General features: G+C 59.9%; 35 protein-coding genes. 7 read left to right on the top strand and 28 right to left on the bottom strand.

The annotated features are described in order from the left end of the window. The first annotated feature begins 130 nt into the window (after nt 1–130). The 3 genes from KHP07_RS02415 (at nt 131) to tsaA (ending at nt 2,071) form a co-directional block, all read left to right on the top strand. Complete coding sequence (locus KHP07_RS02415) at nt 131–841, top strand: rRNA pseudouridine synthase (protein WP_214496540.1); 711 nt, start codon at nt 131–133, stop codon at nt 839–841. Between the two features lie 69 nt (nt 842–910). After that, a complete protein-coding gene (locus KHP07_RS02420) occupies nt 911–1,372 on the top strand; it encodes a YehS family protein (RefSeq protein WP_010212675.1) in 462 nt (153 codons plus the stop codon). A gap of 3 nt (nt 1,373–1,375) precedes the next feature. Continuing rightward, nucleotides 1,376–2,071, top strand: coding sequence for a tRNA (N6-threonylcarbamoyladenosine(37)-N6)-methyltransferase TrmO (gene tsaA / locus KHP07_RS02425; RefSeq protein ID WP_078047151.1), 696 nt, complete (start codon nt 1,376–1,378; stop codon nt 2,069–2,071). A gap of 148 nt (nt 2,072–2,219) precedes the next feature. Here tsaA and fpr read toward each other — a convergent pair whose 3' ends face one another. Beyond that, complete coding sequence (gene fpr, locus KHP07_RS02430) at nt 2,220–2,999, bottom strand: ferredoxin-NADP reductase (RefSeq protein WP_003189055.1); 780 nt, start codon at nt 2,997–2,999, stop codon at nt 2,220–2,222. Nucleotides 3,000–3,122: 123 nt separating this feature from the next. Between fpr and KHP07_RS02435 the strand changes: the two genes are divergently transcribed. Continuing rightward, nucleotides 3,123–4,049, top strand: coding sequence for a LysR family transcriptional regulator (locus KHP07_RS02435; RefSeq protein ID WP_122719680.1), 927 nt, complete (start codon nt 3,123–3,125; stop codon nt 4,047–4,049). Between the two features lie 3 nt (nt 4,050–4,052). Here KHP07_RS02435 and KHP07_RS02440 read toward each other — a convergent pair whose 3' ends face one another. The 3 genes from KHP07_RS02440 to KHP07_RS02450 form a co-directional block, all read right to left on the bottom strand. Continuing rightward, nucleotides 4,053–4,415, bottom strand: a complete 363-nt coding sequence (locus KHP07_RS02440; protein ID WP_012722527.1) for a diacylglycerol kinase — start codon at nt 4,413–4,415, stop codon at nt 4,053–4,055. A 75-nt stretch (nt 4,416–4,490) separates the two neighbouring features. Then, on the bottom strand, nt 4,491–5,141 hold the full coding sequence (gene erdR, locus KHP07_RS02445; RefSeq protein WP_003189050.1) for a response regulator transcription factor ErdR: 651 nt from the start codon (nt 5,139–5,141) through the stop codon (nt 4,491–4,493). Between the two features lie 252 nt (nt 5,142–5,393). After that, nucleotides 5,394–6,113 carry a tRNA-uridine aminocarboxypropyltransferase gene (locus tag KHP07_RS02450; RefSeq protein WP_214496541.1) on the bottom strand — a complete coding sequence of 240 codons (720 nt, stop codon included), beginning with the start codon at nt 6,111–6,113 and terminating at the stop codon, nt 5,394–5,396. Nucleotides 6,114–6,292: 179 nt separating this feature from the next. On the opposite strand from KHP07_RS02450, the gene KHP07_RS02455 reads away from it, so the two are divergent. Both KHP07_RS02455 and KHP07_RS02460 read left to right on the top strand, forming a co-directional pair. Further along, on the top strand, nt 6,293–6,733 hold the full coding sequence (locus tag KHP07_RS02455) for a PA3611 family quorum-sensing-regulated virulence factor (protein ID WP_034102440.1): 441 nt from the start codon (nt 6,293–6,295) through the stop codon (nt 6,731–6,733). A gap of 377 nt (nt 6,734–7,110) precedes the next feature. After that, nucleotides 7,111–8,223, top strand: coding sequence for an LOG family protein (locus KHP07_RS02460; RefSeq protein WP_078047147.1), 1,113 nt, complete (start codon nt 7,111–7,113; stop codon nt 8,221–8,223). Nucleotides 8,224–8,345: 122 nt separating this feature from the next. Here KHP07_RS02460 and recX read toward each other — a convergent pair whose 3' ends face one another. From recX to KHP07_RS02575, 24 genes are all read right to left on the bottom strand, one after another. Next, nucleotides 8,346–8,813 carry a recombination regulator RecX gene (recX, locus tag KHP07_RS02465; protein WP_078047146.1) on the bottom strand — a complete coding sequence of 156 codons (468 nt, stop codon included), beginning with the start codon at nt 8,811–8,813 and terminating at the stop codon, nt 8,346–8,348. Between the two features lie 8 nt (nt 8,814–8,821). Next, nucleotides 8,822–9,880, bottom strand: coding sequence for a recombinase RecA (gene recA / locus KHP07_RS02470; RefSeq protein WP_010170065.1), 1,059 nt, complete (start codon nt 9,878–9,880; stop codon nt 8,822–8,824). 84 nt (nt 9,881–9,964) lie between these two features. Next, complete coding sequence (locus KHP07_RS02475; RefSeq protein WP_071488741.1) at nt 9,965–10,465, bottom strand: CinA family protein; 501 nt, start codon at nt 10,463–10,465, stop codon at nt 9,965–9,967. Between the two features lie 81 nt (nt 10,466–10,546). After that, nucleotides 10,547–11,008, bottom strand: a complete 462-nt coding sequence (locus KHP07_RS02480) for a lysis system i-spanin subunit Rz (protein WP_179030376.1) — start codon at nt 11,006–11,008, stop codon at nt 10,547–10,549. Further along, complete coding sequence (locus KHP07_RS02485; protein ID WP_214496542.1) at nt 10,996–11,553, bottom strand: glycoside hydrolase family 19 protein; 558 nt, start codon at nt 11,551–11,553, stop codon at nt 10,996–10,998. Before KHP07_RS02485 ends, KHP07_RS02480 begins: the two co-directional genes overlap by 13 nt. A gap of 55 nt (nt 11,554–11,608) precedes the next feature. Then, nucleotides 11,609–12,616: a phage tail protein gene (locus KHP07_RS02490; protein WP_071488738.1), complete on the bottom strand. Its 1,008-nt coding sequence runs from the start codon at nt 12,614–12,616 to the stop codon at nt 11,609–11,611. 9 nt (nt 12,617–12,625) lie between these two features. Beyond that, entirely contained in the window at nt 12,626–12,838 is a 213-nt protein-coding gene (locus KHP07_RS02495; protein ID WP_071488737.1) for a tail protein X, read from the bottom strand. Then, nucleotides 12,831–13,214 (bottom strand): phage tail protein, encoded by a 384-nt coding sequence (locus tag KHP07_RS02500; RefSeq protein ID WP_214496543.1) that lies wholly within the window; start codon nt 13,212–13,214, stop codon nt 12,831–12,833. The genes KHP07_RS02495 and KHP07_RS02500 overlap by 8 nt, the downstream gene beginning before the upstream one ends. Then, nucleotides 13,214–14,785 (bottom strand): glycine zipper domain-containing protein, encoded by a 1,572-nt coding sequence (locus KHP07_RS29420; protein WP_250883403.1) that lies wholly within the window; start codon nt 14,783–14,785, stop codon nt 13,214–13,216. The genes KHP07_RS02500 and KHP07_RS29420 overlap by 1 nt, the downstream gene beginning before the upstream one ends. Before the next feature lie 5 nt (nt 14,786–14,790). After that, nucleotides 14,791–14,916, bottom strand: a complete 126-nt coding sequence (locus KHP07_RS29660; RefSeq protein ID WP_017844653.1) for a hypothetical protein — start codon at nt 14,914–14,916, stop codon at nt 14,791–14,793. Continuing rightward, complete coding sequence (locus KHP07_RS02510; RefSeq protein ID WP_214496544.1) at nt 14,913–15,485, bottom strand: phage tail assembly protein; 573 nt, start codon at nt 15,483–15,485, stop codon at nt 14,913–14,915. Before KHP07_RS02510 ends, KHP07_RS29660 begins: the two co-directional genes overlap by 4 nt. Nucleotides 15,486–15,536: 51 nt before the next feature. Beyond that, nucleotides 15,537–16,043, bottom strand: coding sequence for a phage major tail tube protein (locus KHP07_RS02515; RefSeq protein ID WP_071488733.1), 507 nt, complete (start codon nt 16,041–16,043; stop codon nt 15,537–15,539). Continuing rightward, the gene (locus KHP07_RS02520) at nt 16,043–17,209 is read right to left on the bottom strand and encodes a phage tail sheath protein (protein ID WP_214496545.1); all 1,167 of its coding nucleotides are present in this window, start codon (nt 17,207–17,209) and stop codon (nt 16,043–16,045) included. The genes KHP07_RS02515 and KHP07_RS02520 overlap by 1 nt, the downstream gene beginning before the upstream one ends. A 2-nt stretch (nt 17,210–17,211) precedes the next feature. Further along, nucleotides 17,212–17,385 carry a hypothetical protein gene (locus KHP07_RS02525; RefSeq protein WP_175486651.1) on the bottom strand — a complete coding sequence of 58 codons (174 nt, stop codon included), beginning with the start codon at nt 17,383–17,385 and terminating at the stop codon, nt 17,212–17,214. A gap of 83 nt (nt 17,386–17,468) precedes the next feature. Then, a complete protein-coding gene (locus KHP07_RS02530) occupies nt 17,469–17,705 on the bottom strand; it encodes a tail fiber assembly protein (protein WP_214496546.1) in 237 nt (78 codons plus the stop codon). Between the two features lie 9 nt (nt 17,706–17,714). After that, nucleotides 17,715–18,467 carry a hypothetical protein gene (locus KHP07_RS02535; RefSeq protein WP_214496547.1) on the bottom strand — a complete coding sequence of 251 codons (753 nt, stop codon included), beginning with the start codon at nt 18,465–18,467 and terminating at the stop codon, nt 17,715–17,717. A 67-nt stretch (nt 18,468–18,534) separates the two neighbouring features. Further along, nucleotides 18,535–19,077, bottom strand: coding sequence for a hypothetical protein (locus tag KHP07_RS02540; protein ID WP_214496548.1), 543 nt, complete (start codon nt 19,075–19,077; stop codon nt 18,535–18,537). After that, nucleotides 19,074–19,712, bottom strand: a complete 639-nt coding sequence (locus KHP07_RS02545; protein ID WP_093120068.1) for a phage tail protein I — start codon at nt 19,710–19,712, stop codon at nt 19,074–19,076. The genes KHP07_RS02540 and KHP07_RS02545 overlap by 4 nt, the downstream gene beginning before the upstream one ends. Further along, on the bottom strand, nt 19,712–20,707 hold the full coding sequence (locus KHP07_RS02550) for a baseplate J/gp47 family protein (protein WP_214496549.1): 996 nt from the start codon (nt 20,705–20,707) through the stop codon (nt 19,712–19,714). Before KHP07_RS02550 ends, KHP07_RS02545 begins: the two co-directional genes overlap by 1 nt. After that, nucleotides 20,704–21,036 carry a phage baseplate protein gene (locus tag KHP07_RS02555; protein WP_071488728.1) on the bottom strand — a complete coding sequence of 111 codons (333 nt, stop codon included), beginning with the start codon at nt 21,034–21,036 and terminating at the stop codon, nt 20,704–20,706. The genes KHP07_RS02550 and KHP07_RS02555 overlap by 4 nt, the downstream gene beginning before the upstream one ends. A 12-nt stretch (nt 21,037–21,048) precedes the next feature. Further along, a complete protein-coding gene (locus KHP07_RS02560) occupies nt 21,049–21,657 on the bottom strand; it encodes a phage baseplate assembly protein V (protein WP_214496550.1) in 609 nt (202 codons plus the stop codon). Nucleotides 21,658–21,660: 3 nt separating this feature from the next. Beyond that, nucleotides 21,661–22,176 (bottom strand): hypothetical protein, encoded by a 516-nt coding sequence (locus KHP07_RS02565; protein ID WP_071488726.1) that lies wholly within the window; start codon nt 22,174–22,176, stop codon nt 21,661–21,663. 21 nt (nt 22,177–22,197) lie between these two features. Beyond that, on the bottom strand, nt 22,198–22,542 hold the full coding sequence (locus tag KHP07_RS02570; RefSeq protein WP_071488725.1) for a phage holin family protein: 345 nt from the start codon (nt 22,540–22,542) through the stop codon (nt 22,198–22,200). Between the two features lie 603 nt (nt 22,543–23,145). Further along, the gene (locus KHP07_RS02575) at nt 23,146–23,880 is read right to left on the bottom strand and encodes a LexA family transcriptional regulator (RefSeq protein WP_071488724.1); all 735 of its coding nucleotides are present in this window, start codon (nt 23,878–23,880) and stop codon (nt 23,146–23,148) included. Nucleotides 23,881–24,005: 125 nt separating this feature from the next. Here KHP07_RS02575 and KHP07_RS02580 point away from each other — a divergent pair, with 125 nt between their 5' ends. Further along, nucleotides 24,006–24,935, top strand: a complete 930-nt coding sequence (locus tag KHP07_RS02580) for an AraC family transcriptional regulator (protein ID WP_214496551.1) — start codon at nt 24,006–24,008, stop codon at nt 24,933–24,935. Nucleotides 24,936–25,044 lie beyond the last annotated feature (109 nt).

The raw sequence follows: 25,044 nt of genomic DNA on the forward strand, positions 1-25,044 counted from the left end.
TGTATCAGGTGCACCACGGCGATGCCATCGCCGGCAAGCTCCCACAAAAAGCGCCAGCACTGAAATGGGGCCGGGATTAACCGGCGCCAGGCAGGTACAATAGCCGCCCCCTTTTGTTACGGCCCTTGTCATGACTGACCCCATACGCCTCTCCAAACGCCTTATCGAACTGGTCGGTTGCTCCCGTCGGGAGGCTGAGCTGTTCATCGAAGGCGGCTGGGTCTCGGTGGACGGTGAAGTGATCGACGAGCCGCAGTTCAAAGTCACCACCCAGAAGGTCGAGCTGGACCCGGAGGCCAAGGCCACCGCGCCCGAGCCGGTGACCATCCTGCTGCACGCCCCCGCCGGCGTGGATGCCGAAACGGCCATGGCGTCGATCAGCGCCGAAACGCTCTCGGAAGAACACCGCATCGGCAAGCGCCCGCTCAAAGGGCACTTCCTGCGCCTGACCGCCAGCGCCGACCTGCAGGCCAAGGCCAGCGGCCTGCTGGTGTTCACACAAGACTGGAAGATCCTGCGCAAGTTGACAGCCGATGCCGCCAAGATCGAGCAGGAATACGTGGTGGAAGTCGAAGGCGACATGGTTGCCCACGGCCTCAACCGCCTGAACCACGGCCTGACCTACAAAGGCAAGGAGCTGCCGGCCGTCAAAGCCAGCTGGCAGAACGAAAACCGCCTGCGCTTTGCGATGAAAAACCCGCAGCCAGGCGTGATCGCGCTGTTCTGCGAAGCAGTTGGCCTGAAAGTCATCGCCATTCGCCGCATCCGCATTGGCGGCGTGTCCATCGGCAAAGTGCCGGTCGGCCAATGGCGTTACCTGTCCGGCAAAGAGAAGTTCTAAACCGCGCCCCTTTTCTCGGCACCGCCCCATGGCGGCGGTGCCCTCAGTTGAATACCAGGATTGCCTACCATGATTCACAACGACGTATTGCGCAGCGTGCGCTACATGCTCGACATCAGCGACAACAAGATGGTCGAGATCATCAAGCTTGGCGGCATGGACGTGACCAAGGACGACCTGCTGACCTACCTCAAGAAGGACGAGGAAGAAGGCTTCGTGTTCTGCCCGGATGAAGTCATGGCCCACTTCCTTGATGGCCTGGTGATCTTCAAGCGCGGCAAGGACGAAAGCCGCCCGCCGCAGCCGATCGAAACGCCGGTGACCAACAACATCATCCTCAAGAAGCTGCGCGTGGCCTTCGAGCTGAAGGAAGACGATATGCACGCCATTCTCAAGGCTGCTGAGTTCCCCGTGTCCAAGCCTGAGCTGAGCGCGCTGTTCCGCAAGTTCGGCCACACCAACTACCGTCCGTGTGGCGACCAGTTGCTGCGTAACTTTCTCAAGGGCCTGACGCTGCGGGTGCGTGCGTAAGCCATGAGTTACCACGTCTCGCCCGTCGGCTTCGTGCGCTCCTGCTTCAAGGAGAAGTTCGCTATCCCACGCCAGCCGCAGCTGGCGCCGGCCGCCCGTGGCGTGCTGGAGTTGGTGGCGCCGTTCGACGGGGGTGAGGCGGTGCAGGGCCTGGAGCAGGTCAGTCACGTGTGGCTGTTGTTCCTGTTTCACCAGGCGCTGGAAGACAAGCCCCGCCTGAAGGTGCGCCCTCCGCGCCTGGGCGGCAACGCCTCCATGGGTGTGTTTGCGACCCGCGCGACCCACCGGCCCAATGGCGTCGGCCAGTCGGTGGTTAAGCTGGACAAAGTCGAGCCAGGACGCCTGTGGATTTCCGGCATTGACCTGCTCGATGGCACACCGGTGCTGGATATCAAGCCGTATGTGCCGTATGCCGACATCGTCGACACGGCCACCAACGACATCGCCAGCGCCGCGCCGCAGCTGATCCCCGTGCAGTGGCTGAAGACTGCCCTGCAACAGGCACAAGGCCATGCGCAGCGCCTGGGCGAGCCGCTGGTGGAGTTGATCGATCAGTGCCTGGCACAGGATCCGCGGCCGGCGTATCAGACGCCGGGGCCAGAGCGAGAGTATGGCGCGCAGTTCTGGGATGTGGATGTGCGGTGGCACTATCCCGAGGCTGGGGTGATTTGTGTGCTGGAAGTGCTTGCGGCTGGATAAACCCAGAAAAACAATGTGGGAGCTGCTTTTTGTAGGAGCTGGCTTGCCTGCGATGCCGACGCCTCGGTCTTTAGTTAAACCGAGGTGATGCCATCGCAGGCAAGCCAGCTCCCACACAAGCCGGCTCCCACATTATTTGGATCGGTGTTTATTTCTCGACGAACGCTCGCTCGATCAGGTAATCACCCGGCTCACGCATCCGTGGCGAAACCTTCAGGCCGAAGCTGTTCAACACTTCGCTGGTTTCGTCCAGCATGCTTGGGCTGCCGCACAGCATGGCGCGGTCGTCTTCAGGGTTGATCGGCGGCAGGCCAATGTCGCTGAACAGCTTGCCGCTGCGCATCAAGTCGGTCAGGCGGCCTTCGTTTTCGAACGGCTCGCGGGTAACGGTCGGGTAGTAGATCAACTTGTCACGCAGGGCCTCGCCGAAGAATTCGTTCTGCGGCAGGTGCTCGGTGATGAATTCGCGGTAAGCGACTTCGTTGACGTAACGCACGCCGTGGCACAGGATCACTTTTTCGAAGCGCTCGTAGGTTTCCGGGTCCTGGATCACGCTCATAAAGGGAGCAAGGCCAGTACCGGTGCTGAGCAGGTAGAGGTGTTTGCCCGGCTTCAAATCGTCAAGCACCAGGGTGCCTGTCGGTTTTTTGCTGATGATGATCTCGTCGCCTTCCTTCAAATGCTGCAATTGGGAAGTCAGCGGGCCATCCGGCACCTTGATGCTGAAGAACTCCAGATGCTCTTCCCAGTTCGGGCTGGCAATGGAGTAAGCGCGCATGAGCGGGCGGCCGTTGGGTTGTTGCAGGCCGATCATCACGAACTGACCGTTCTCGAAGCGCAGGCCCGGATCGCGGGTGCACTTGAAGCTGAACAGAGTGTCGTTCCAGTGATGAACACTGAGGACACGCTCGTGGTTCATGTTGCTCATGTACGGGGGACTCCTGGAAATGGGTCTGCGCCAAATGTAGTTGCGCAATTGCACAGCATTCTAATGGCGGCGACAATATCTGTTAACTGGATTATTAAGATAAGGGTTATCGGTTATATCGATATGCGATTTACTCTCCGTCAACTGCAAGTCTTCGTCGCCGTCGCCCAGCAGGAAAGCGTCTCCCGCGCTGCTGGCCTTCTGGCCTTATCTCAATCCGCCGCCAGCACTTCGATTACCGAGCTGGAGCGTCAATCCAGCTGCCAATTATTCGACCGCGCGGGCAAACGCCTGAGCCTCAACGCGCTCGGTCATCAACTGTTGCCCCAGGCGGTGGCGCTGCTGGACCAGGCCAAGGAGATCGAAGATCTGCTTAACGGCAAGTCCGGCTTCGGCTCCCTGGCGGTCGGCGCCACCCTGACCATCGGCAACTACCTGGCCACTCTGCTGATCGGCAGCTTCATGCAGCAGCACCCCGAGAGCCAGGTGAAGCTGCATGTGCAGAACACTGCCCATATCGTGCATCAGGTTGCGCACTACGAAATTGACCTGGGTCTAATCGAAGGCGACTGCAGCCACCCGGATATCGAGGTACAAACCTGGGTCGAGGATGAACTGGTGGTGTTTTGCGCGCCGCAGCATCACCTGGCCAAGCGTGGCGTGGCGAGCATGGATGAGTTGACCCACGAGGCGTGGATCCTGCGGGAACAGGGCTCGGGCACGCGCCTGACGTTTGACCAAGCCATGCGCCACCACCGCAGCACGTTGAATATCCGCCTGGAACTGGAGCACACCGAGGCGATCAAGCGTGCGGTGGAGTCGGGGTTGGGGATCGGCTGCATTTCGCGGCTGGCGCTGCGCGATGCCTTCCGCCGTGGCAGCCTGGTGCCGGTGGAGACGCCGGACCTGGACCTGGCCCGGCAGTTCTACTTCATCTGGCACAAACAGAAGTACCAGACCTCGGCCATGCGCGAGTTCCTGGAGCTGTGCCGCGCCTTCACCGCTGGGGTTCAGCGCAGCGACGAGATCGTGCTGCCGAGCATTGCCTGAAGGTCAGACCAGGATCACGGCCCACACCAGGGTGATCATGGTCAGCGCGACGAATTGCGCGGCGCTGCCCATATCCTTGGCGTTTTTCGACAGCGGGTGGCGGTCCAGGGAAATGCGATCGATCGCCGCTTCCACTGCCGAGTTAAGCAATTCGACGATCAACGCCAGCAGGCAGACCGCGATGAGCAAGGCACGCTCGACCCGGCTGACATTCAGGAAAAAGCTCACCGGGATCAGGATCACGTTAAGCAGCACCAACTGGCGGAAGGCCGCCTCGCCGGTGAACGCCGCGCGCAGGCCATCCAGGGAATACCCCCCAGCATTGAAGATACGTTTGATACCGGTTTGACCCTTGAAAGGCGACATAGATGTAGGCAACTGAACCAAAGGAGTGGGGAAACTAGATCACGCAAAGTCAAAAAAGCGTGAATCGCTGACAGCTTAATGCTGCGAAATTGACTCAAGTTGTTGCAAGAGCAGCGCCGCCTGGGTGCGCGTTCGCACGCCCAACTTGCGGAAGATCGCCGTCACATGCGCCTTGATCGTCGCTTCCGAGACGCTCAGCTCGTAGGCAATCTGTTTGTTCAACAACCCTTCGCACACCATGGTCAACACCCGGAACTGCTGGGGCGTCAGGCTGGCAAGGCCATCACGGGCGGCCTTGGCTTCGTCGGACACGTTGATTTCTTCAAATGCCTGCGGCGGCCAGGACACATCGCCATCCAGTACCGTACGCACGGCTTTCTGGATATCTTCCATCGCGCTGGACTTGGGAATGAACCCGCTGGCGCCAAACTCCTTGGAGCGCACCACCACATCGGCTTCTTCCTGGGCCGAGACCATCACCACAGGGATCTGCGGGTATTGGCCGCGCAATAGCACCAGCCCGGAGAAACCGTAGGCACCGGGCATGTTCAGGTCGAGCAGCACCAGGTCCCAGTCGGATTTTTCGGTGAGGCGGGCTTCCAGCTCGGCAATGCTGGCCACTTCGACCAGGCGCACGTCCGGGCCGAGGCCCAGGGTCACGGCCTGGTGCAACGCACTGCGAAACAGCGGGTGGTCATCGGCTATCAGGATTTCGTATGTGGCCATTGATTAAATGATCCTGTTTTTTATGGGAGCCCTGATGGGTTCAGGGTTCGCCAGTACACAAGGCGACAGCCAGGCAGCCATCGCCACAGGGCACGCTCAACGTCAAAAGCACCTGGAACGACGTCGAAAATTCACGGTTGCACCCCAATCGGCGCCCAGCATGCCCAGCGTAGCCTAGGGGGTCAAGCACTACGCCCACGGGCATTTTAGCGGGGTGAGGGTTTAGGGTGCCATCATGCAAACGTCGTCTGGCTATACCACCGGTACATAGGGCGCAAGACGAGTATGGACGATGTCCGTCGGGTCCAGGGGCAACTGGAACTTGGCCGCCAGGTAATGAGTGCTGAAGACGTCGAGGTAGGCGTCCAGCACTTCGCAGGCTACTGGGTCATCGGCCAGCTCAAGGCACAGGGCCGCGACTTCGGCGGTACAGAAGTGGTCGTCGCGCTTGGAGCGGCGCAGCTTGTAGCGTGACAGCTGTTCCGGGGCCAGGCTGAGTACCGGCAAATGCTCCAGGTAGGGACTTTTGCGGAACATCTTGCGCGCCTCACTCCAGGTGCCATCCAGCAGGATGAACAGCGGGCGCTTGCCCTCCTCCACCGTGACTTCGCTGACGACACGCTCGGCGGCGACAAACTCGCCGGGGAACACGATGTAAGGCTGCCACTGCGGGTCGGCCAGCAGGGTGAGCAAGTCAGGATCGACCTCGGTGCGCGACCAGGCAAACGCCGTGGTGTCGTCGATGACATCGGCGATCAGCCAGCCGGTGTTGCTGGGTTTCATCGGCTCGACGTCATGCATCAGCAGGCACATGGCGGATTTCGCCGCGACCTTTGGCCGCCAGGCACACAGGCAATACTCGGGGATGACCCGGCAGCCGGGGCAGCGCTCGGCACGCGAGCCACGATTAAGAAACGGCCGGACGGCGCGGGCCAGGCGCTGGGTGCGCAGGCGGGAAACGGCGTGGCTCATCGGATGCGCCGCTGGAACGGGTAAATCGACACGGTAAAAACTCGTGGAAGGCGGAAGTGGCCGCAGTTTACCAGCGATACGCCTGGCTGTAGTGGCAGGGGCTCACCTATAATTGCGCGCCACTGAACGCACAGCGCAGTGGCTGGTCTATGCACCAGTAACCGAATCAGGAGAGTTTCATGCTGCGTTCCATGCTGCGTTTTGTCGCCCCATCCGTCGCCCTCGCGCTGGTATTGCCCGTGTGCGCCCAGGCGGCCTCGCTGCTGGAGGCCCAAATGAACCGGAAACTGCAAAGCGTCGCGGCCGAAAGCAACAAGGACCTGCCACGGGAAATCGACGAAAAAACCCTGGAAGTCGCCTACACCGTAGAAGGTATGCAACTGATCGACCACTTGAGCGTGTTGCCCGACCGCGCTGAACAGATGCGTGCCAACCCCAAGGCGGTGTATTTCCAACTGGGCCAGAGCGTGTGCCTGAATAAGGGCTACCGCGAGCTGATGGCCAAGGGCGCGGTGATGCGCTACGAAATCACCGAAAACAAGACCAACCGTCCTGTGGCATCGGTGAAGTTCGTGGAAGCGGATTGCCCGGCACCGGCTGCGGCCAAGAAGAAAAAGTAACCTGTGCCTGACCCTCGCGCGCTGCCGTCCGGTGGCGCGCACTCCCTGCGCTTCAACTCCCCGTACACAGCTAAACTCCCTGATGAGTGACCAATAAGCGGTTGCCAGCCAAGGGTTTTTCGGCCCATGATCACGCTATCCCAACCGCCCGTTCACAATGGTTTCCACACCGTTCTGTAACATTTTCAGGGCAAAAGAGGGTTGCCCTCCTGCGACTTGCAGTGCAAAGGTTTTTAAATCACAAGGAACATACAGAGCCCGTTTGCCGCCTGGCAAACCTGTGCAATGCCTTGGGCATGCAGCGACACATGCAGTGTCGCGGCCGCCGGACGAATTTCTCGCCGCAGGCCCCGCCTCTGTGAAGAAGGAGAAGTTGAATGCCTTACGAACCGAACGACAGCCTACTCCGACATTTTGAAGAAAACGGCGCCGACCTCACGCAGCAGGTCGAAACCCAACTCCAGCTGATCGCCCCCAACAGCCCGAACATTCCGCTGTACCGCGACATGATCCTCACCGTGCTGCGCATGGCTCAGGACGACCGCAACCGCTGGAACGCCAAGATTACCCTGCAAGCCATCCGTGAACTCGACCATGCCTTTCGCGTGCTGGAGCAGTTCAAGGGTCGGCGCAAGGTCACGGTGTTTGGCTCGGCCCGTACGCCGGTCGAAAGCCCACTGTATGCCCTGGCCCGCGAAGTGGGCGCTGCCCTGGCACGCTCGGACCTGATGGTGATCACTGGCGGCGGCGGTGGCATCATGGCCGCAGCCCACGAAGGCGCCGGCCTGGAACACAGCCTGGGGTTCAACATCACCCTGCCGTTTGAACAGCATGCCAACCCGACCATCGATGGCACCGAGAACCTGCTGTCCTTCCACTTCTTCTTTACCCGCAAGCTGTTCTTCGTCAAGGAGGCCGATGCACTGGTGCTGTGCCCGGGCGGTTTCGGCACCCTGGATGAAGCGCTTGAGGTACTGACCCTGATCCAGACCGGCAAGAGCCCACTGGTACCCGTGGTATTGCTGGACGCGCCCGGCGGCGGTTTCTGGCAAGGCGCCCTGGACTTTATCCGCAGCCAGCTGGAAGCCAACCGCTACATCCTGCCTACCGATCTCAAGCTGATACGCCTGGTGTACAGCGCCGAAGAGGCCGTGGAAGAGATCAACCAGTTTTATGCCAACTTCCACTCCACCCGCTGGTTGAAGCGTGAGTTTGTGGTGCGCATGCATCACCCGCTCAGTGATCGGGCATTGGCCCACTTGCAGGGTGAATTCGCCAGCCTGCGGCTAAGTGGAGAGTTCCAGCAACTCGCGTATACCGGCGAAGAGCATGATGAGCCGAGGTTCAGCCATCTGACGCGGTTGGTGTTCAACTTCAATGGTCGCGATCAGGGCCGGCTGCGGGAGCTGGTGGATTACATCAACCTACCGGAGAACTGGGCGCAAGCTCAGGGGAAGGCGCAGCAACGAGTGGCGCCGGAGCCAGCGTGATTTTTTGAAGGCAAAAAAAAAGACCCACTATTTTCATAGTGGGTCTTTTTTATCGGCGGTGGTTTAGAGGGGGGGACGCTTCGCAGCCCGGCGGGAGCAAGCTCCCTCACCACACGAAGTCTTCAGTCGTCCATGTCTCGACCGCTCAACAAGCGACTGATCATCTCCATCGAAAACCCGCGATAACTCAGGAATCGCCCTTGCTTCGCACGCTCCCTGGCATCAATAGGCAGATGGCCAGAAAACTTGCGTCGCCAGGTGTCTTCCAACTGCGCCTGCCAGTTGATCCCGCATTCACGCAAGGCAAGGTCGATATCTGCGCGTTGCAGGCCTCGCTGACTCAGCTCTTCGCGAATACGCGCCGGGCCGTAGCCGGAGCGGGCTCGGTAGGAGACAAAACTTTCGAGGTAACGGGATTCGGAAAGCAGCCCCTCTTCCGTCAGGCGGTCGAGGGCTGTTTCGATCATCTCGGGCTCCGCGCCGCGCTGACGCAGTTTACGCGTCAGCTCGACCCGACCATGCTCGCGACGAGCGAGCAGGTCCATTGCAGTGCGCCGGACGGCGACAAGTGTATCCAGTACAACAGTCATCGTTTGGTTCAGATGTCAGTGTCGACTTCTTCCACCTCTTCAACCGGCTCACGGTTGGCGGCAGCTTTCACGTCTGGCGCTGCGGTCAGCAGCTTGTCGCGGATCTGCTTCTCAAGCGTGGCAGCGATGTCTGGGTTGTCCGCCAGGAACTTGGCCGAGTTGGCCTTGCCTTGGCCGATCTTGCTGCCGTTGTAGGCATACCAGGCACCGGATTTTTCAACGAAACCGTGCAGCACGCCCAGGTCGATCATCTCGCCGTTCAGGTAGATACCCTTACCGTAGAGAATCTGGAACTCAGCCTGACGGAACGGCGGAGCCACTTTGTTCTTCACGACTTTGACGCGGGTTTCGCTACCCACAACCTCGTCACCTTCTTTCACCGCGCCGGTACGGCGGATGTCCAGACGGACCGAAGCGTAGAACTTCAGCGCGTTACCACCGGTGGTGGTTTCCGGGCTGCCGAACATCACGCCGATCTTCATGCGGATCTGGTTGATGAAGATCACCAGGCAGTTGGCGTTCTTGATGTTACCGGTGATTTTACGCAGCGCCTGGGACATCAGACGGGCTTGCAGGCCCACGTGCATGTCACCCATCTCGCCTTCGATTTCAGCCTTCGGTACCAGGGCAGCCACGGAGTCGACTACGATCACGTCGATGGCGTTGGAACGCACCAACATGTCGGTGATTTCCAGGGCTTGCTCACCGGTGTCCGGCTGCGAAACCAGCAGGTCGTCAACATTGACGCCCAGTTTGCCGGCGTATTCAGGGTCGAGGGCGTGCTCGGCGTCGACGAACGCGCAGGTGGCGCCCATTTTCTGCGCCTGGGCGATCACCGACAGGGTCAGGGTGGTTTTACCGGAAGATTCAGGACCGTAGATTTCAACGATACGGCCTTTTGGCAGGCCGCCAATGCCGAGCGCGATGTCCAGACCCAGAGAGCCAGTGGAAATAGCCGGGATCGCCTGACGGTCGTGATCGCCCATACGCATTACGGCACCCTTGCCGAATTGACGTTCGATCTGACCCAGGGCCGCAGCCAAGGCTTTCTTCTTGTTGTCGTCCATTAAAGTCCTCACGTAATCAATAAGGCCTGGTCGGCCAACACCTGTATAAGTAGACAGTATTGTTCCACAAAGATCGGAGATCGCCTACCCCTGATTTTCTATTTCTGCTGCAGCTCGTCGCAACAAGCCCTCTAACGCGGCCTTTACCGTTTGTCGGCGGACCTCGTCGCGGTTGCCGGTGAAGTGCTCAAGTTCGGCCGTTATCTCTTCGCCCACGCCAAACGCCAGCCATACGGTGCCGACCGGTTTGTCTGGCGAACCACCGTCCGGCCCTGCCACACCACTGACGGCGACAGCAAACCGCGCCAGGCTTTTTTCCTGGGCGCCACGGACCATTGCTTCCACCACTTCCTGGCTGACCGCCCCGACTTTTGCAAACAATGTCTCCGGCACATTCAATTGCCGGGTCTTCTGCCGATTGGAATAGGTGACATAGCCCGCCTCGAACCAGGCTGAGCTGCCCGGAATTCGCGTGATGGCCTCCGCGATACCGCCGCCGGTGCAGGACTCGGCCGTGGTGACATGGGCGTTGAGCACCTGCAGGCGGCGGCCCAGTTCGGCAGCCAGTTGAGTGATTTCCTTCACGGTCGTCTCCAGTCGTGGGCGGGGGTTCGCCTACCCTACAGGAGACAATCTCACACGCAAGTGACGGACTGTCTCAAGACACTAACGGGCGACGGCTCGCACATACGCCTGGCAGGCACGCAAGGCAATCAGGGCGCTGTCGCCGTCGTCGGTGATGCGGATAATTCGCTGAGCATGCGCTGGGTCAAGTCGGGCTCGCGGGGCTGCATGAACCACGCTGCCGGCGGCGGTGGCGGCCGGCATTGGGCAGCCACTGGAAGCGTCGAGAAGGACTGACAGCCGCACATCAGCAGTAGCCAGGCGGTCACGCAAAGCGGCTTGAGTACGTTGGGCATCGCTCAACTCCCGGGCATGTTGTTGGTCGATGGCACTGAGCTGTTGCTCAAGGGCCAGCCGTCTGTCTTGTTCGGCCTGCTGTAGATGCAGGGCTTTCTGGGTCTGTGCGGCCGACAAGCGTTCAATCTGTGCCCCGTACCGCCACGCCTGCACCTGCCAGACAACGGCCACCAGCACGCATACGCCAATCGCAACTAAGAAACGCATAACACCGCCTTCGCCCGCGCCCACAGCTGCAAACGATCCTCCAGGCCATTGAGCCCGCCGTTGATGCGCCGGGTGATGGTGGTGAACTGGTCCTTGTCAGCGAGTTCATTCAAGCCATTGCTTTGCCAGAACCAGGCGGCGGATTCAGCAGCCCACTGGGGCTGCTCCAGCAACATCGGCTCTCGCAATAAACGATCATCACCAAACAATGCCTGGCTGCAGGCCTGGTAGTTACGGCGCCCCGTCACCTGGATCAGCCCCCGGCCCCGGTACTTCTGGCCGTCGCCGTCCGCTTCAGGAGTATTGCCCAGGCGCGCCGCCAGGATGCCAGTGTCGTACTTGCTCAGGTATTGATCGCTGCCCAGTTCGCGCACGTAGCGCAGTTGCCCGGACTCGTGGCCGACTTGGGCGATGAAGGCGGCGATGCGTTGTGGCGTGTTGATTTGACGGTGGAGCATGGCGCAGTTCAGCGCAGTAATGAAAACTCCCGCCTTGATGCGGGAGTTCGGTAGGATAGTTACGAGTTGCTGCTCAGACAGGACCATATTGTCTCCACATCAGAAACCTCAAACGAAGCATGAGGGGTGTCAATGGCGCGGTTTATTCCGCGGGGGACAAACCGCTCGCGCTGATCGTGCAGCGATAGCTGTCTTTGCGCTTGCCACTGGCCGTCACGGTATTGATCGACCAACGCCCCTGCATGAAGCCTGGCCATGACTCATCCAGCAGCAACAAGCCTTCAGCGGCGAATGCGGGGTTTCCAGGGCAAATCACCTCGATCTTCAGCCCTTCACGTCTCACACGGCGCATCTCGCCTTCAGCAGCGGAACGGGCTTCGGCTTCGTTCTGGTAACGCTGCGTAACCTCTTTAAACGGCTCGATACCCACCTGCACCACGTTTTTCTTACCGGCCGCCGCATCCCACCAGGACGCTTGTGCGCCGTCATATTTAGCGCGACTGCCCTCGGACATCTTGGCGCTGATAAAAGCACGCTCACCCGGGCGATTGTCACGCGTCAGCGACAGCCGCACATCCGGCAGGGTCTTGCCCGACAACGACGTGAGCTGGCCTTTTCGGCCCAGCACATAAAACTCATCGACCGGCTTGGCCACGGCATCAAAACGTCTGGCCAAGCGTGTCAGCAACGCCATGTCACTTTCGTTGGTCTGGTCAATGTGCGGAATCTGCTTGCCTTCGAGGTCAGGCGCCACCCGTGGTGAATAACCGTAGCGCGCCGTCAATTGACGGAACAGCGCGCCCAGGGTGATCGGCCCGTGACTGGCGGTGCGACGTTGCTTGAACCCGTCCATGTCAAACGGTGCCGCCGTGGCCTCCAATGCCAGGCGCATGGGAAACAGTGACGGTGTGCGCTTGGTGATCTTGAACGTCCCCTTGTCCACCAGGCCGGTTTCCAGATACCCCACGCGCAGACCGATTTTCCCACCCAGGTCGGGCAGGCCATCAAGGCCCTCGATATCGAGGGTTAACTTGAGATGGTCTGAGACAAGACCGGCCGTATCACTATGCTCCCACTCCAACAGGCGTTCGTTGAGCAGCGCGGCATTGGCCCCGTAGATTTCCACCACTGGCGTATATCCAAGTGTCATGGTCGCTCCTTAGTCCCAGGCCGAAACGGGCTGCTTCGCAATGGGCTGCCTGTCCAGTTCCGGCACAATCACACTGACACCTGCCGGCAGTACTGCGCCCTGCTCGGCCAACCCTGGGTTCAACCGCCACAGCACTTCCTCGGCGGCATCGTCACAGCGGCCAAGCTCGCGGTACAGCAACAGGTTCACCGAATCACCAGCAATACTTCGCACCCTACGCATTGACGAACTCCTCCAATACCAGCGACCAATTGACAACCATGGCGGTGCCATCGTCGATCACATTGGATTGTTTTTCGCTCACCGATTTGATCGTCCACAGCCCCCAGCTGAGGCCTACGCCATCGACCAGCGGCAATGGCGCACGCAGGGCTTGCAACGCACGCAGCTCATCCAGGCGTGCCATGCCGGTTGCCCGTGCGGCCTTACCGCCGAAGGTCAGCGTTTCAAGCTCTTGGCCGACCTGGCTGGACTTGGGTTTGCCGGCAATAATCGGCAGGCCGACCCATCCACCTGTGCTGGCGCGGTCCAGGGTGTCGTAGGCGAATCCACGAGACAGCCCGAAAATAAACGTGCCCAATGCCATCTGTTGCCGCATCACACCCCTCCAATATCGGTCAGTGCCGAATCACGTCGCGACCCCAGCAGGTCGCCCATCGACAGCGGCGAAAATTGCGCTTCGATCTGTTGCACCACCAACTCCGCCAGCTGTTGATAGCTGGCCTGCTCCGTTGCATTGATGGTGATCTGCGGGGCGAACGTGACTTGACGGTTGTCGGCCTGGGCATTGTCCAGGCGCTTGCTGACGTCGGCGGACGCGGGCAGGCGGTCGCTTGAACCGAGCAGCTTGTCACCGAGCCAACTGCCAGCCTCACTGCCCAACAAACCACCGATTGCACCACCGACCGCTGTACCGACACCGGGAAAAATCATGGTGCCGATGGCCGCACCGGCAGAGGCCCCGGCCCAGGCGCCACCGGCGGCACTGAGCCCGGCGCCGACGGCTTTGGCGTCACCGTTGCGCACGCCCTCAACCACATCCATAGCGGTGTCCACATACCGCATCGGGCCGAGACGACGGGCACCGACCGACTCCAGCCGGGTCATGGTGCCGGCCAACCGCGAAGTCGAGGCTTGAGGCAAATGGGGCGCCTGCGCAGCGTGCAACGCAGGCGGCGTGGGCAACATCGCCTTACCCAATCGATCGGATGCATCACGCAGCCAATTACCGAGCCTGCCGCCTTTTTTACCCGAGCCCTTGCCGGGGGCTTTACCGGAAGTGCTTTGCCCACGCTCACGCTCGTAGCCCGGCGGCAGAATAATGCTGGGGCGCGTGGAGCCGCTCTGCGACTCGTCAGGGCAGCAGCAACCTTGACCCTTGTCCTTTTCTTTATCGTAACCGCCGTCCTTGAACAACGTGCCAACCCCGGGCAACTTGCCCAGCGTCATATCCACCAAATTGCCCGTCACCCGCTCTTTAATCGTCTCGCCCACGCCCGAAAAAAATTCGGAAACCACCGGTGAAACGACCGACGACATCACCGTTTCAGCAGTCTTGAGCGATTCAGCGGCGACCGGTGAATCGCCGGCCCAAGTATTGACGGTGTCCAACACGCCGGTTTTGGCCAGCAGCCATGTGTCTTCTCCCAGGACCGGCACGGGTTCAAGCGTCCTGGTCAACCGCTCCGCGCTTTTGGTCGATTCTTCGCGCAAGACCGTTATTGATTTTTCCGGGGGGCGTTTCGATCCAAACGCAAGGCTGGTATTCGCCTGCTGAAGAGCCGCGACCGGGTCGAGGCGCTCCATATTGCGCACTGTCAAGGCTTCGCGTGTCAGGCGCCGATCATCCACCTTGCTCGACTTGAACGCCGTGGCACTGCCCGGCTCAGTCCGGCTGTCAGTTCTGGACGGGTTAACGTCCACGGCTTCAAGCCGTGATACTGAGACGCGCAGCGCATCTACGCTGCTGCGCAGTAACCCCAGGGACAATGACAGACCACTGAGCTGCAAGCTTGCGTTAGTCAGCGCCACGCTCATCGGGTGTATCGGTGCCGTCTCACCAAGGCGCTCAGGTGCCAACGCGCCTGAGTTGACCATGGCGGCGTCCTTGCCGACGACCGCCTGGCCATCCTTGGCCGCGGCATACGCCAGCGAATACTTGTTCTGCATCCCGCTTACTCCTGTTTGACGCCAAGGCGAGTGATCGCGATGTCGTAGCGGCGCAATGCTTTTCCGGCGTCCCAGTCGAGGATCTCGGCCTCATTGACTGAGTAAATCAGCGGCACCACATCGAGGATCACTTCGATGTCGCGCTCCGAAAGAAGTCCGCCGGTTGATTTAAAAAATCGTCGATACGCTCCTGCAATTCGGTCCAGTCAGGCACGGTCAGGCCGGCCAGGTCAGGAATCATCAGGCCGGCGCAGTGCGCGGTGATGAACTCGGCGCGCTCTTTGTTGGTGGCGAGTTTCTTCATCACCTTGGTAGCGCGCAGCGCGGGCATTTCCAGGGGCAGTTCGATGAGGTTTCGGCCGGCTGCGTCGAGGGGCAACAGCAGTTGGACGGGTTGGTCGTGGGTCGAGTCCGCTTGTTCGCCGAGAAAGAACGACGCAGGACGCGTCGACATCTCGTGTACGTACTGGGCAATGCTCACGTAATCCGGGCGCTTGAGTTGGTCGAGTTCTTTTTCCGACAGGCCGGTGGCGAGTTTCGCCAGTTCGAAAAACTGGTCGTCCTCGTCATCACCGGCCCGGGCCAGCGCGTCTTTTTGCGCGGCGTAGTACAGCGGTTTGAGTTGCACCTGCTCGATTATCGCGCCGGTATCGGCGGTGATCGGGGACAGCAGGACATGCAGCGGTGGCATCCAGGCCATGAGACAGCTCCTTGGTGAAGTATGGGGGCGAGCACGCCCGCCCCCGGGGCATTACGGCATCAGCACGGCGCGGCGCGCATCGCCGAGGATGTCGACGCCGTTCAGCACGAACTTCTGGGTGCGTACATCGATGTCGATGACCGGAATACCGTTTTCCAGGCGGTTGTAAGTGCGGCAGGACAGCTCCAGGGTGGTGAGTGCCTTATCGCCCATCTTCAGCTTCGCTTCGGACAGGGATTTGAGCTTGCCGCCAACGGTGTGGTAGGTGAAGTAGGTCTTGCCATCCTGATCCTGGCCGGCTTCGCGCACGTTGAGCAGGATGTCATCACCCAGGCGTACGCCCAGCGCGAGCATGATCTCCGGGCCGGCACCTTGCAGCACCAGCGTGGCGCCGAGCACCTTGCCGCTCTTGGCCATTTCCTCGGCGATAAAACGCCCGCCGGACATGGGCTCCATGTCGAACTCGATCTTCGGCGGAGTGAACTCCTCCACCGTCGCGGACAACGGCAGGCCTTGAAGGGTGGCCGCGATGGCCTGTCTGACTCGGTTGGTAAACATTAGAGAACGTCCTCCAGGAACTGCTCGATGATTTCATCGCGGGCATTGAGTTGATAAATCATGTGTTCATTCGGCGCGTAGCGGCCGTAGTCGATGACGATGAACCAGGTGCCGTTCTTGTACTTCTCGACACTGTTCAATTCCGGATGCAGGTACACGCTGCCACCAGGGATGGTTTCATCGGCGACCAGGGTTTGCAGCCAGTCGTTGATGCGCTTGACCTCCTGGTCCATGAAGGACTTGGTGAGGTTCTTGGCCATGGCTTTCTGGCCGGCCTTGACCAGCTTGCGGCTGATCGCATCTTCCAGGCCGACGTAGCTGATGAACTTGCCGGTGATGGAGCGGTTACCCAGCAGCGAGAAACCGCCGAGGATGGTACGGGCGTAGTAGCTCACGCCGTAGCGGTTGAGCAGGTCGCCTTCGGTGGAGGTGTCGAGGATGTTGTACTCGACCACGCGGGAAACGTCCTCGGCGAACGTCACCTGGTTGCCTGGACTTTCCCACTGCTTGACCTTGGCCAGCGCAGCGATGGCCAGGGACGATGGCGCGAGGAACACGTTTTTCTTGGCCGCCTTGGAGTACACCGACGGCATGTTGTGCACCAGAAGGCAGCGGTCAAAACCGAGATCGGCACCGCCCAGTTCGCCGCTGTAGGTCACTTGGTCGGCGACGCTGGCGTCCTTGCCGTCCAGCACCACGCGGGCCTTGATGCGCTTGCCGAAGGCAGCAAATTCACCGGCCACGGCCTTGGTGCCGGTGAAGCCAGGGGCACCGATGATGGTCAGGTCTTCCGGTACGCTGGCCAGTGCGGCCAGGCCAAGCTTGCGGCCAGTGACCGGTTCATCGCCGCCGATCACGTTGTTGATGGTCTCAGCCGGGGTCGCCCCCTCCTCCACGATCACTACGTAGACCGGCACCTTGACCACTTTTAGGATCTGGTACACGGCGTGGAACAGCGTGCCCGACTCCGTGCCGGTCGGGTCCAGCAGCGCCTGGGTGGTGAAACTGTTGATGCGGAACGGCGCATTCTTCGGGATCGACGCATGGGCCTTCGGCGCAGTGCCGACCAGGCCGATCACGTTGTCACCCAGGCCACCCATGGCCTCGGGGGATTCGGTGGCATTCACGGTGATACCGTTGTGCTCGAAGTTCAGAACCTCAGCCATGGTCAGTCAGCCTTCTTTGGGGTGGAGTTGAGGACGCTGGTCAGTTCCAGGCGGCCGGCGGTGCGCAGGGCGGATGCTTCGACGTCCAGCAGCTCCAGTTCCTCGCCGACGGTGGACCAATGGCCGCCTCCGGTGGGGAAAGGGATGAGGACGGTGTAGGTTTGGCGGTTTTGCATAGGGACAAATCTCCGGGTGGAAAACGCCAAAGCCCCTGCGGGAGGGGCTTTGGGAGGCGAAAAAAAACCGCTTTCGCGGTAGGTTATTTAAGGAAAGAGGGTTTTTCCGGCCAAATCACTGCATCGGGGTCCGCGCCTTGATCCGGGATGTCTCGAAGCCCTTGACGATAAACGACGAACGCCGCCTTGTTTTTATCCAACATTGGATAGTCGGGCATTGCGGCATAATCACTGGCTGACAAGTCTTTATCGCGAGCACTACGGATGACTTGCCATTTAATGAGTGGATGAAGTTCTGCAGGTACAAAAATTGGTTTCATGGTCTCTCCTTAATTCAAAGCCAACATAGTTCCCCAGTCGCCGGGACTGGTAACCACCCCCGTGCAAGCACCTGCCAACATCACTTCGACAATACCGGAAGCGGAAGTACGCATAGGATGAAGGTGATAATAGGCGCCGAATAGTTCACTGGGTGCAACAACCGCCGAACACCAGCGCCATTTCCCTTTAACCGCCCCGCTACTCCAGGCCCCCGTGATTGAACCCTCCACGACACGCACAAAAGCACCCAACGTGATATACGAGTTGAGCGGAACCGCACCTGTTCCATTAGCAAGCGCAGTATCAACCGTATAAGGGAAAGCAAGCCAAGGGCTCGCATCGGCGGTGGCCCATTTTAATTGCCACACATTAACGATCGTCCGCCAATACTCACTCGCCCTGATATCGAAGCCAGGAAATTGTTCGCGGACATCTGCCTGAACCTGAAGCATGAAATCCACATCTGCCTGCGGACGACCTGTAGCTTGAGACGTGGTGGTAATCGACCGAAGTTTGCTGCTGGTAACCTCGCCGTGAATCCCCCAATTATCGATCAACTTCCCATCCGTACTAGGATACAAGTTGAAGTTCTTGGTAACTGCAAGCCTGGGCAAACGGCTCTTCAGATCCAAAAGCTGTACATCGTAGGCGCGCCGGGCATCCGCAATCGCCTTATCTATCTCACCTACCTTGCCAGTTACGACACTGGTAAGACTATTCGCCGCGCTGACGACGGCCGCCAGTTGCTGTTCTGTACTCAAAATCAGATCTCCTTATCTGTTTGATTATTCAGTAGAATCTCACTGGTCAACACCAAGAAACTCACATTCAAAAATCACCATTCCTATGCTCAAGTTTCATCACGCGAAACAACAGTCCTACCTCTCTGGCCATAGTGTCAACACTGGCAGCAGAGAGTGTCGCCAACTCATCGACCAGTAGCACATTGAGGTTTTCACTCCCCACCACAATCGTCACACTGTTCGCTGGCAATGGCGAAATATCCAGCGTGAATTTTTGCAGTACTCGCGCTGCCGCCGCTTTATACGTCAACAACTTCCCTGCCACGGAATACACCGCCAGCAAAGTCCCGCTGGCGAGATAAAACCCGAACTCGCCGATTTCATATTCGGCCTCGCCATCAAACAGTGCGGCCATCCTGAGTTGCCGGTCGCCCAAGTCCTCGTAATCCACAATGGCGACCCGTTGGCGCTCATCGCGCAAGGCTATTTCCGAGCCGTCAGGGCTGTAGCGGCCGGTACCGGCGCCAATGTGGGTGATTTCGCCTTTCAAGCCCTGGTTCTTTGCCTGCAGCACTTCATCCAAACCTTTGGAGGTGAAGCGCACCAGGCGCGTAATGTCATCTGTCATGGCTGCGCCCTGAGGTCGTAGTCGTTAATGGTGTAGTGACGGGTGGCCCCGACACTGTTAAGCCGAGCAGCCAACGCCAACTCCGGTAGTGCGCTGGTCAGAGAAAACTCACCATCACTCAACGAAGCATGTGCGACTTGAGTGAACGCAAGGCGCCCTTGGGTTTCGAGAACGATGGTGATCGTTGCCAGGTCCCGCTCACTCTGCGCTGCATTGATGCGGCGGATCAGGCGGTTGTGGTCACCACTGGACCAACTGCGCCCGATGATGGCCTGCACATCAAAGGTGTAAGGCAAGCCCAAGGGTCGCTGCTGATACCAGGCACTGATGTTGGGAGTGAATCCCAGTGACTCCACCGCGTGAACGAGCGCCTTCGGTGTCCCCGCCTGACGCTGTATCTGCCAGGACAAGGCCACAGTCAGGCGTTTTTCCGACTCGCTGGCGTCAGCATCCCATTCACTGACGCCGCGGTCGGCGGCCAGATAAGGAAGAAACTCGCTGGGCGTTTGCAGCGGACTCATCAAGGCCGGAAATGGCGGACTCACTCGATCCAGCAGCCTACCCAACCCCAGGTCCAGCGCCCTTTCCAGCGGTGAGCTGTTGACCGGCAACAGGCTCGCTTTGGGTTCATCCATCATAGCGTGCGCACCTCCACCTCGACGCCCGTGCAATACGGGGCCTGGAACGCGGTGCTGATGATCGGCTCCAGCGGCTCAAGGATCTGCAGTTGCGCCGCGCCAGCGCTGTGGATGGCGTAGTCGATCCAGCTTGGGTCGACCCGACCTTCCAGGCGATGGCACGAGTCGGCGTAGGTTTGCAGCAGTTTCTGTGCAGCAACCTGGGTCAAGCCAGAATCCGGGCCGGCGTTGATCTTGGCGATCACGCGGATTTTGTAGCGCTGGATCTGTGCTCCCTGGACGGTGACCAGATCGGTTTCCGGCCTTACATCGGGCCGTGCGAAATGTCGCCGCACGCCGTCAAGCAAATCGGCGGAAGCGGTGCCATCACCCTCCCTGGAAAGCACGGTGACCATCACCTCGCCGGGCGCCGTGCGTCGAGCGTTGCCGTCCTTGACCTGCGCCGCGTAGCCGTCCGGATCAAAGGTGTAGCTGACGGTCACTACGCCCGGCGTGGCGCTTTGCACCTTCACCGATGGCCGCTCGCCCAGGGTGAACACCTCGCGACGATACTGCATGCGCGAGCCTGCCGCCGGGGCGTGGGGCGCCAGGTAGTAACGCAGGCGGGCGTCGTCGTCGCTTTCCAGAATCGGTGGCACCGGAGGGAAAGCAGCCGGGTCACCTGGGTCGAGGACCTGGCGCTCCAGCCCCATATCAGCCAGGCGTGCGTCCAGGTTGCTGCCGGTGGCCCACCAGGCCAACATCTGCTTGATGCGGGCGTTGTACTTGCGTTCGTGGGTTTGCAGGCGCACGCAAAATGCTTCCAGGGCCAGGGTCAGCAGTTCGCTTTCATTGTCGAGGCTGATCTTGAGTTTGGCCGAGCTTTGCGGGGCGCGAGTGGCGACGTAATCAACCACGAAGGCCTTGAACTCGGCCAGCAATGGTTCGAACTCATCGACCGCGATGATGGCCGGTTCGGCCAGTTGGTTCTGGCCAGGGATCAACATGCTCATGTCACGACCTCGAAGGATTGCTGGCGGTTTTTCCAGGTGCCGGCAAAACGCAGCAACAAACCGGCGCCCTGACGGGTAGCGACGATGATCTGGGGCTGAAAGTCGGCGATACCGTTCTGGGGGTTATAGAACGCCTGGGCGGCGTGGCTCTGGGCGAGGATCAGCAGATCGTCACCGAGGTTCTGCCCGAGTAGTTGCGGGATCAGCGAGCCGTACAACGGGCGCTTCTGGCGAGTGCCCACGGGAGTGGTCAGCGCTCGGGTGGCGCGCTGCACGAATTGCAACCAGTCATCGACGGCTGCCCCGGTGTCACGGTCGATTCCAATCATGGGATGTCCTTATCAGGGGCTGATGACCCGGCCTTGATGGTCCACCACCGGGCCGGTGAAGTGCGCGCCGCCGGCATCCAGCAACAGGCTGGTACCGCCGACTTGCAGCGTGATGCTCTGGCCGCTCATCGTCAGGCTGGCGGCGCCGACCTTGACGTAGACCTGTTCGCGAGAACCGATAAACGTGGTTGGGCCGTTGACCCAATTGAAGGTGTGGCTGGCGTCGTCGTAGTCGCTCTGGGTGCCATCCTGATAACGCCGCCGGGTCAGCGTCGGAACACTGGAAACCGGCGGAAAACGATCGCTGTTCAAGCCGAACAAGGCCACCGACTGCGCCCCACCCTCGCCGCCGCCATAGTTGAGCAACAAGCATTGCTCGCCCACTGAGGGGATACGGGTTTCGGTCTGCGCCCCGGCGCTGGGGTTGAAAAACTTGATCGCCGGACTGAGTAAGTCCCCGTGGCTGATCGTGCAGGTATTGCTGGCGGCGTCGACCTCCTGGCACACGCCAATTCGGCAGAAGCTTTCTGCGCGTCGATAGAGATCTTCAAGCTGGGCTTCCATTTCGGCCAGGCGCTCGACGATCGGCCCCAGTTGCATGCGTAGCAATGCATCGAACATGGGCTACTCCTGCAACGGGCGGTATTGGTCGGGATCATCGATGTTCGTGACTTCCCAGGTGCAGGCAAACAGCGGCTTGCCTGTGGGATCTTCGAGCAGCGACGGGCCAAGATAGAGGGTTTGGATGAAGGAAACAGTCCAGGTGTCGTAGTCCGTTTCCGCGCTGGTAAGCACGGAAGGTGCCGCGACAATCGCAGTGGGCAGGTCACATTGATCGGGCGGCAGGCCCCAGCGGTTATCCAGGGCCAAGTCCATCAGTTGGCTGGCCAGGTCGCAGGCGTCAAAGGGCGTCGAGCCACTGACGACCGTGACCTTGAGTGAAACCGACAAGGCATGCGCCTTGCGCCCGGCAAGGGAGCGAACACCCGGGCCATTGCGCTCCACGCTGATCAAAATGCCGGTTTTGTCGCCCGTCTCGGAGAAGTCATGGTGATTACCGACCCGTAGTTGTGGGAACGCGCGCTTCAGCGCGTCCCCAATCGCCACAGGCAGTTGGGAAGGTTTTTCGAGAAGTGTCATCTGCTTGCATCCTTGCAGCGCTTACTGCTGATCCGGGCGAGAGTTCGGGGCCTGGTTGACCCCGATGCGCTTGGCCGCCCAGCGTTCATAAAGGCCGATGGCCACGTCCGCACCGGCCATGGCGGTGAGGCAACCAATGGCCCCGGCGGTCCAGATCGACATGCCGGCGGCGTAGCACAGCATCAAGGCCGAGACCCCGCAGACCATGCACGCCCCGGACCGCAGGGCCAGGCGCCGGATCAACGACCAACCGCGGGCGCCCTCCTTGTCGGCGCGCCACATTTCGCCGGACACCCCGCCGATCAGGGCCAGTACGATCACCAGCCAGATAGGCATTTCCGCTAACGCTTGCTGCTCGTTTGTCATGTCACGCCTCCTGGCTGAGCACTACCGGCGCCGGGCCGGCTCTTGGGTAAATCCATTTCGTAGGTAGGCATTCCAAAAAGCCCGGTTGCCCGGGCTTTTCAGTAATGCGGTCCATATTCGATCTTTCGGCGCTACTGGCGCGGTACGGATCTTTCCTCGATGTTTTTCCGACCACGATCCCTGTCTGCCGGATAACTGCTTCTGGTGCTTTACGCTGCACACCCGGGTCAGTTGCCAACCCTCTGAACCGTTATGAGGCCGGTTCATCGCTGCCTGTGTTGGTTATGCTTTGAAACTAAAGAGCGTCGGCATCCTTGCCGGTATTGCCTGGCATCCCTGCCATCGCTCAGATGGCGTCCTTGCCGGTGTTGCGTGCCTTCCTTGTCTTTCCTGGCAGCATCCTTGCCGCCTCCACCAGGCCTTGTTTGGCTGGCTTGAGATGAAGAATAGATATGTATGCATATACAGTCAATGCACAAATGCATTTATTTTTAGCGGATAAATGCATTGACGCATTTATAGCCTTATAGGACGGGGGTTTGGCGATTTTCTGCAGACGGAAAAAAGCCCGCTCGTTGGCGGGCTTTGTCTTACGCGGGAAGGTTAACGGGCGTACATACCCCACCAAAACACATGACCCAGGATGCTGATCTGCTCATCCTGGATATCCTGGAAGCTGTAGTCTTCATCCGGGTGCTCATCGCGGTTGAAACTGCGCAGGCGGATCCCGGAAGGCAGGCGATAGAGCTGTTTCACGCGCAATTGGCCGTTGTGATTGATGGCATACAAGTCACCATCGACGATATCGCCGATGCCACTCTTGCCCGCGTTCACCCCGACCGTCGCACCGTCGCGCAGCACCGGCAACATGCTGTTGCCGCGCACCGTCACGCACTTGGCCTGGTCGAACTGCACACCGTTATGCCGCAGGCTGCGCTTGCCGAACCGCAGGCTGGCCTTCTCGCTTTCCTCGATGACGAATCTTCCTGATCCAGCAGCCAATTCAACCTCGCGCAGAAAGGGGATCGACACCTCGTCATCATTGACGGGCGTGTCGTCGTCCCAAAGGCTTATGTCCTTGAGTTCCGAATGCATCGGGTCGCGCGCGTCATCGCGCAAAGCGCCCATCGCCGCGCGCCCGCGCAGGTAATCGGTGCTGACACGGAAGTACTCGGCAATACGGGAGATGTGCTTGTCCGACGGATCAACGATCTTGCCGCTGAGGATCCGGGACAGCGTGGATTGTGGCACGCCGGTGCGCCGGTAAAGCTCCGTGGGGGAGATCCGGTCGCGGTCCAGCAATTCTCTTAAGACGATAGAAACGTTGCGTTTTTGCATAACGAGGATAGTGACGGGAGTTTTTTGGCTTGGCAAATGCTAATTTGCATTTTTTATGCATACTATCACGCACTATGACAACCAAATCCTCCGTCCACGCATCCCGCGCCGAGTACGCCCGACGCATGAACCGCGTACTCAACTACATCGATACCCACCTGGATACCCCATTGGAGGGTGCCCGGTTGGCCGATATCGCCAACTTTTCGCGCTTCCATTTTCATCGGATTTTCGCGGCGTGGATGGGCGAGACATTGGGCAGCTATGTCCGCCGGCGGCGACTGGAGAAGGCAGCGTTCCGCCTGTCCTGCGGCAACCACGAAACCGTACTCGAAACAGCATTGGCCAGCGGTTTCAACTCGGGCGAAGCATTCGCACGGGCCTTCAAACTACAGTTTGGCTGCACGCCATCCGAGTGGCGCACCAACACACCGCAGCGACTGGCAGCACAGGCGGCAGCCATCGGCCCGCGGCCGGGTGCGCAGCAGAGCAATCCTGATCAGGTCTTCGGCAATGCCCATCAGGCACATGAGCGTACGTTCGACGACGCTGGGCTCTCTTCTCCTTCAACGAAAGAGCCCACCATGGACGTACGCATCATTGATTTACCCAAGGTACGCGTTGCCTACCAACGCCTGATCGGCCCCTATGGCCCCGCAATCGGCCATTTCTGGCGCGGGACCATGGCGCCGTGGATGCACTCCAATGGCCTCGGCGATGAACGGTGTTACGGCATAGGGTATGACGATCCATCCATCACGCCCCCGAACAAGTGCCGCTACGATGCTTGCGTTGAAGTGCCAGCCTCTTTTTTAACCAGCGCCCAGGCAGACATTCAGACCCTGCCGCGCGGCCGCTATGCCGTAGCGAGCTTCAAAGGGAAAACAGAAAAAATAGCCGATGCCTGGATGTGGCTGACGCGAGAATGGATGCCTTCCAGCGGTCTGCAATGCGATGACCGACCATGTTTCGAGATGTTCTTTGCGGCAACCGCAACCGATTCGGACACCGGTGAGTTCATCTGCGACATCTGCATCCCTGTGCGGTCGCTGTAATACAAAGGCATCAAAGATACCGGCGGCGCGTTTACTTGCAGTTAAGTAAATGCACCGCCGGCTTTTGCGTTTTACCTATCCGTTTGCGACCTGCGAAGCTCCGACCTCA

This window comes from Pseudomonas sp. VS40 (assembly GCF_018587885.1).
Taxonomy (GTDB): domain Bacteria; phylum Pseudomonadota; class Gammaproteobacteria; order Pseudomonadales; family Pseudomonadaceae; genus Aquipseudomonas; species Aquipseudomonas pergaminensis.

Bases quoted from the DNA above. Each gene is read 5' to 3' on its own strand.
- KHP07_RS02525 (WP_175486651.1), bottom strand. From the start codon at position 17,385: ATGCAAAACCGCCAAACCTACACCGTCCTCATCCCTTTCCCCACCGGA.
- KHP07_RS02415 (WP_214496540.1), top strand. From the start codon at position 131: ATGACTGACCCCATACGCCTCTCCAAACGCCTTATCGAACTGGTCGGT.
- KHP07_RS02460 (WP_078047147.1), top strand. From the start codon at position 7,111: ATGCCTTACGAACCGAACGACAGCCTACTCCGACATTTTGAAGAAAAC.
- KHP07_RS02555 (WP_071488728.1), bottom strand. From the start codon at position 21,036: ATGATTGGAATCGACCGTGACACCGGGGCAGCCGTCGATGACTGGTTG.
- KHP07_RS02520 (WP_214496545.1), bottom strand. From the start codon at position 17,209: ATGGCTGAGGTTCTGAACTTCGAGCACAACGGTATCACCGTGAATGCC.
- recA (WP_010170065.1), bottom strand. From the start codon at position 9,880: ATGGACGACAACAAGAAGAAAGCCTTGGCTGCGGCCCTGGGTCAGATC.
- KHP07_RS02575 (WP_071488724.1), bottom strand. From the start codon at position 23,880: ATGCAAAAACGCAACGTTTCTATCGTCTTAAGAGAATTGCTGGACCGC.
- KHP07_RS02450 (WP_214496541.1), bottom strand. From the start codon at position 6,113: ATGAGCCACGCCGTTTCCCGCCTGCGCACCCAGCGCCTGGCCCGCGCC.
- fpr (WP_003189055.1), bottom strand. From the start codon at position 2,999: ATGAGCAACATGAACCACGAGCGTGTCCTCAGTGTTCATCACTGGAAC.
- KHP07_RS02560 (WP_214496550.1), bottom strand. From the start codon at position 21,657: ATGTTCGATGCATTGCTACGCATGCAACTGGGGCCGATCGTCGAGCGC.
- KHP07_RS02570 (WP_071488725.1), bottom strand. From the start codon at position 22,542: ATGACAAACGAGCAGCAAGCGTTAGCGGAAATGCCTATCTGGCTGGTG.
- KHP07_RS02515 (WP_071488733.1), bottom strand. From the start codon at position 16,043: ATGTTTACCAACCGAGTCAGACAGGCCATCGCGGCCACCCTTCAAGGC.
- KHP07_RS02545 (WP_093120068.1), bottom strand. From the start codon at position 19,712: ATGGATGAACCCAAAGCGAGCCTGTTGCCGGTCAACAGCTCACCGCTG.
- KHP07_RS02510 (WP_214496544.1), bottom strand. From the start codon at position 15,485: ATGGCCTGGATGCCACCGCTGCATGTCCTGCTGTCCCCGATCACCGCC.
- erdR (WP_003189050.1), bottom strand. From the start codon at position 5,141: ATGGCCACATACGAAATCCTGATAGCCGATGACCACCCGCTGTTTCGC.
- KHP07_RS02565 (WP_071488726.1), bottom strand. From the start codon at position 22,176: ATGACACTTCTCGAAAAACCTTCCCAACTGCCTGTGGCGATTGGGGAC.
- KHP07_RS02580 (WP_214496551.1), top strand. From the start codon at position 24,006: ATGAACCGCGTACTCAACTACATCGATACCCACCTGGATACCCCATTG.
- KHP07_RS29420 (WP_250883403.1), bottom strand. From the start codon at position 14,785: ATGCAGAACAAGTATTCGCTGGCGTATGCCGCGGCCAAGGATGGCCAG.
- KHP07_RS02495 (WP_071488737.1), bottom strand. From the start codon at position 12,838: ATGCGTAGGGTGCGAAGTATTGCTGGTGATTCGGTGAACCTGTTGCTG.
- KHP07_RS02435 (WP_122719680.1), top strand. From the start codon at position 3,123: ATGCGATTTACTCTCCGTCAACTGCAAGTCTTCGTCGCCGTCGCCCAG.
- KHP07_RS02530 (WP_214496546.1), bottom strand. From the start codon at position 17,705: ATGAAACCAATTTTTGTACCTGCAGAACTTCATCCACTCATTAAATGG.
- KHP07_RS02420 (WP_010212675.1), top strand. From the start codon at position 911: ATGATTCACAACGACGTATTGCGCAGCGTGCGCTACATGCTCGACATC.
- recX (WP_078047146.1), bottom strand. From the start codon at position 8,813: ATGACTGTTGTACTGGATACACTTGTCGCCGTCCGGCGCACTGCAATG.
- KHP07_RS02540 (WP_214496548.1), bottom strand. From the start codon at position 19,077: ATGACAGATGACATTACGCGCCTGGTGCGCTTCACCTCCAAAGGTTTG.
- KHP07_RS02490 (WP_071488738.1), bottom strand. From the start codon at position 12,616: ATGACACTTGGATATACGCCAGTGGTGGAAATCTACGGGGCCAATGCC.
- tsaA (WP_078047151.1), top strand. From the start codon at position 1,376: ATGAGTTACCACGTCTCGCCCGTCGGCTTCGTGCGCTCCTGCTTCAAG.
- KHP07_RS02480 (WP_179030376.1), bottom strand. From the start codon at position 11,008: ATGCGTTTCTTAGTTGCGATTGGCGTATGCGTGCTGGTGGCCGTTGTC.
- KHP07_RS02550 (WP_214496549.1), bottom strand. From the start codon at position 20,707: ATGAGCATGTTGATCCCTGGCCAGAACCAACTGGCCGAACCGGCCATC.
- KHP07_RS02440 (WP_012722527.1), bottom strand. From the start codon at position 4,415: ATGTCGCCTTTCAAGGGTCAAACCGGTATCAAACGTATCTTCAATGCT.
- KHP07_RS02500 (WP_214496543.1), bottom strand. From the start codon at position 13,214: ATGCGGCAACAGATGGCATTGGGCACGTTTATTTTCGGGCTGTCTCGT.
- KHP07_RS02455 (WP_034102440.1), top strand. From the start codon at position 6,293: ATGCTGCGTTCCATGCTGCGTTTTGTCGCCCCATCCGTCGCCCTCGCG.
- KHP07_RS02485 (WP_214496542.1), bottom strand. From the start codon at position 11,553: ATGGTCCTGTCTGAGCAGCAACTCGTAACTATCCTACCGAACTCCCGC.